Source organism: Microbacterium sp. (assembly GCF_039812165.1).
Taxonomy (GTDB): Bacteria; Actinomycetota; Actinomycetes; order Actinomycetales; family Microbacteriaceae; genus Microbacterium.
The window spans coordinates 1-3,182 of the sequence record NZ_JBDIAB010000272.1 but is presented as its reverse complement, the minus strand read 5'-3'; the positions used below and the strand labels follow the sequence as shown (position 1 = coordinate 3,182).

General features: G+C 69.9%; 5 protein-coding genes. 2 read left to right on the top strand and 3 right to left on the bottom strand.

The window, feature by feature from the left end; genetic code table 11:
• Positions 1-243 precede the first annotated feature (243 nt).
• On the top strand, positions 244-804 hold the full coding sequence (locus WML84_RS14145) for a dihydrofolate reductase family protein (RefSeq protein ID WP_347346779.1): 561 nt from the start codon (positions 244-246) through the stop codon (positions 802-804).
• 47 nt (positions 805-851) lie between these two features.
• Here the strand turns inward: WML84_RS14145 and WML84_RS14140 are convergent, their stop codons facing one another.
• A complete protein-coding gene (locus tag WML84_RS14140; protein ID WP_347346778.1) occupies positions 852-1,034 on the bottom strand; it encodes a PspC domain-containing protein in 183 nt (60 codons plus the stop codon).
• 276 nt (positions 1,035-1,310) lie between these two features.
• Between WML84_RS14140 and WML84_RS14135 the strand changes: the two genes are divergently transcribed.
• Positions 1,311-1,532, top strand: a complete 222-nt coding sequence (locus WML84_RS14135; RefSeq protein ID WP_347346777.1) for a hypothetical protein — start codon at positions 1,311-1,313, stop codon at positions 1,530-1,532.
• A 92-nt stretch (positions 1,533-1,624) separates the two neighbouring features.
• On the opposite strand, the gene WML84_RS14130 is transcribed toward WML84_RS14135, so the two are convergent.
• Together WML84_RS14130 and WML84_RS14125 are read right to left on the bottom strand one after the other, a co-directional pair.
• A complete protein-coding gene (locus WML84_RS14130; protein WP_347346776.1) occupies positions 1,625-2,938 on the bottom strand; it encodes a hypothetical protein in 1,314 nt (437 codons plus the stop codon).
• Positions 2,939-2,955: 17 nt separating this feature from the next.
• Positions 2,956-3,182 (bottom strand): NAD(P)-dependent oxidoreductase (locus WML84_RS14125; protein WP_347346775.1); only part of this gene is annotated, 227 nt, incomplete at its 5' end.

The following is a 3,182-nucleotide window of genomic DNA, read 5'->3' as shown; positions in this document are numbered from 1 at the left end:
CGCGCGCGGGTCTTCCCTCCCACACCTTCTGTCATACCGTCAGCTTAGAGCACGTACTAGCACATGTGCTAGTACACTCTCGGAAGGATTCGAGAGGTCGCGTACCCGATCGGATCCGGAACACGTCGCGCGCGACGCCCTGCCGTTCTCGAAGGCGGTAGCGGCGAGTGCGCCGTGCGGGTCGCGGGGGCGTGCCGCGAGAATCGACTCGTACCCGGCGTACGACCCCACAGGGAGGCAGCGATGTCTGCAACGGTCCTCTACATGTCCATGTCGCTCGACGGCTTCATCGCCGGCCCGAACGAGACCGTCGACAACGGGCTTGGCGATGGCGGCATCCGATTGCACGAGTGGGACTTCAGCGGCCCCGTGCTCGACGAGTTCCTCGCCACCGGCGCGGTGGTCGCCGGGCGCGGGACGGCCGAGCCGGCGGACTACTGGGGCGGCGACCACCACGGCGGGGTGTCGATCTTCATCTTCGGCCCGGAGGCCGCGACCGACGCGGAGAGGTCGCGGCCGCGGGTCACGTACGTTCCCGACATCCGCGAGGCGATGTCGCGCGCGAAGGATGCCGCAGGCCACCGCAACGTGCTCGTGCACGGCGCCGGCGTCGCACAGGCGGCGCTCGCCGCCGGAGTGCTCGACGAGCTCGAGCTGCACGTGATCCCGGTGCTCCTCGGCGAGGGGCGGCGGTTGTTCGACCGGCTCGGCCCCGATCACATCGAGCTGGAGCGCGTCCGCGTGATCGCGGCGGACCACGGCGTCACGCATCTGCACTACCGCGTGCAGCCGCGAACGCCGTGAAGCTCTGACCGAAGCGCGGCGGGGCGTCCGCCGTCCGCGCGCCGGTCTCAGCGCTCGACGGGGATGACGAGCCAGAGGAGCAGGTACACCCAGAGCGAGAGGCCGGCGAAGAGGACGGCGACCACGGTGAGGACACGCACCAACGTGGTGTTCCAGCCGAAGCGGTGTGCGATGGCGGCGCAGACGCCGGCGATCATGCGGCCCTGACGGGGCCTGACGAGTTCGTTCATGTCTCCAGCCTGCGTCATCGTCGGCTCGCGCGCACGGGGGCTATCCCCCGATTCCCGGCGGGATGACCGTCGTCGTCGCCCGTGGATCTTCGTACTCATTCCGACCAGAGTGTGCGTGGGTGAGAGGGCAGGCTCGTCCGGAACCAGGAGTTGGATGATCATCGATCTGCACGGTCATATGCTCGTCTGGTGACGAGGCGTGTGCGATCGCGACGAAGCAACGGTCCTCTCCCTCCATCCGTCTATTGGAGGCTCTTCCGCGTCTCGCCGCTGATCATGCTCGTCGGCATGGCGGCGGGTGGCTGGCTGATCGTCCGTTCGACCCTCGTCTGGGGTGACAACAACGGCGACGACGCTTTCGGGATCGACATCCCGATCGCGGCGACGGTTCTCGCACTGTGGGCTGGTGCCGCGACGTTGTTGCTGCGGCCGCCGCGGTCCGTTCTTGCGTGGCAATCCGGCCCGTTCCGTACCGAGCCGCTCTTGGTCCGGTGCTGAGATCGTTCGGGCGTGGCGCATCGCGCTCGACTGACGCGAGCCGACGGCGACCGCGCGGTCCAGGGCGAGTTGCGCGGCTCAGACCGTACGCGTCAGCCGGCGCCACTCGTTCTCGTAGATCCGGCAGAGCCCGTAGGCCGCGCCGTGGCGCGGGCCCCGTTGCTCGCCCCGAACAGATCTGTCGCGGCCCAGCCGTAGCAGTAGTAGATGACGTCGTCGGCGGCGCTCGCGTAGGTCGCGACGGCGGCGCGGTGCAGTTCGTCGGGCGGCAGGTTCCACATCTGCACGCCGGAGTAGACGTACGTGCCCGGCCGGGACTCGTCGCGCGCCCGCCGGTTCTGGTCCTCGACGAGGCGGATCGGGAAGCCGTCGGCACGGAACTCGGCGTAGGTCTGCCCGTAGTCCAAGCCGAACAGCCGCGTGAAGGCGGCGAACGCGCGCTCGCGGGCCTCGTCGTCGTGCCCGAAGTGATCGATGAGACTCTGCACGTCGGCGCCGCCGCCGAGACGGTGGTAGGGGAAGTGCTTCAGCCGTGGCGACAGCGCGGTAAGCATCCCGTAGTCCTGCCCGAGGATCCACGAGTACGCCGGCGGCCACAGGTCGAGCCACAGCTCCACGTCGGGCTCGCGCTCGCGGACGAGGCGCCCGATCGCGTCGACCATCGCGGCGACGCTCCGCTGCCGGAAGCGCAGCCAGCCCCGCACGAGCGGCTCCGCGACGAACCGCTCGCGCGCGGCCTCGAACTCGCCGGCCTTCATGAGCCCGGCGATCATCGTCAGCTCTGCGCGCAACGCCTCGCCATCGATGCCCTGCTCGGCCATCAGCGTGAGGCACCGGTCGCAGAAGCAGCTGAGCAGGTTCGCCGGACGCACCTGCTCGCCGCCCCAGTCCGGGTAGCGGATGCGGTCGATGAGGAACCGCCGGTAACCGTACCGCTCCACGAGCGCCACGATCACCCGGCCCCACATCGGCGCGACGAGGGGTCCGTTCGGGCACAGCCAGCGGTCGACGGGACGCCCGCGGTAGTCGACGACGCCGTTGCCGGCGATGTCGCCCGTCCACGCGCCGTTCGTGATGTTGAGCCACGGCACGATCTCGTAGTCGTCGCCGAGCGTCGAGGCGCGCACGATCGCGAGCGGGTCGTCCGCGGCATCCGTCCGGGACTGCTGGTGCAGCTCGGGGGAGAGGCCGGCGACGTCGACGTCCGCGTAGACGAGGCCTTCGCCGAGGATCACGTCGGCCACCGGGTTGCGCTCGAGCGTCCCGATCGGCGACGGGTTGCGCTCGAAGATGTCGTTGACCTGCACGAACAGCTGCGTGACGTCGTCGATGCGCGCCAGCCGGGGACGGATGGCGTCCGGCCCCTCGTGGAGCAGGTCGTGATGGTGCAGATGGATGCCGGCCATCGGTGCTCCTCGGCCGGTCAGGCGAGACGGTTGACCGGCGAGTCGGGTGCGCCCGACTCGACGAGCGACACCGCGTTCTGCGCCTGGATGCGCACGTACTCGATCTCGGTGCGGGCCGAGAAATACGCGATGTGCGGTGTCAGCACGACATCCTCGCGTCCGAGGAGCGGATGCCCCGGGGTCGGGGGCTCCTGGTCGAGCACGTCGAGGGCCGCACCGGCGAGGTGCCCGGAGTCGAGCGCCG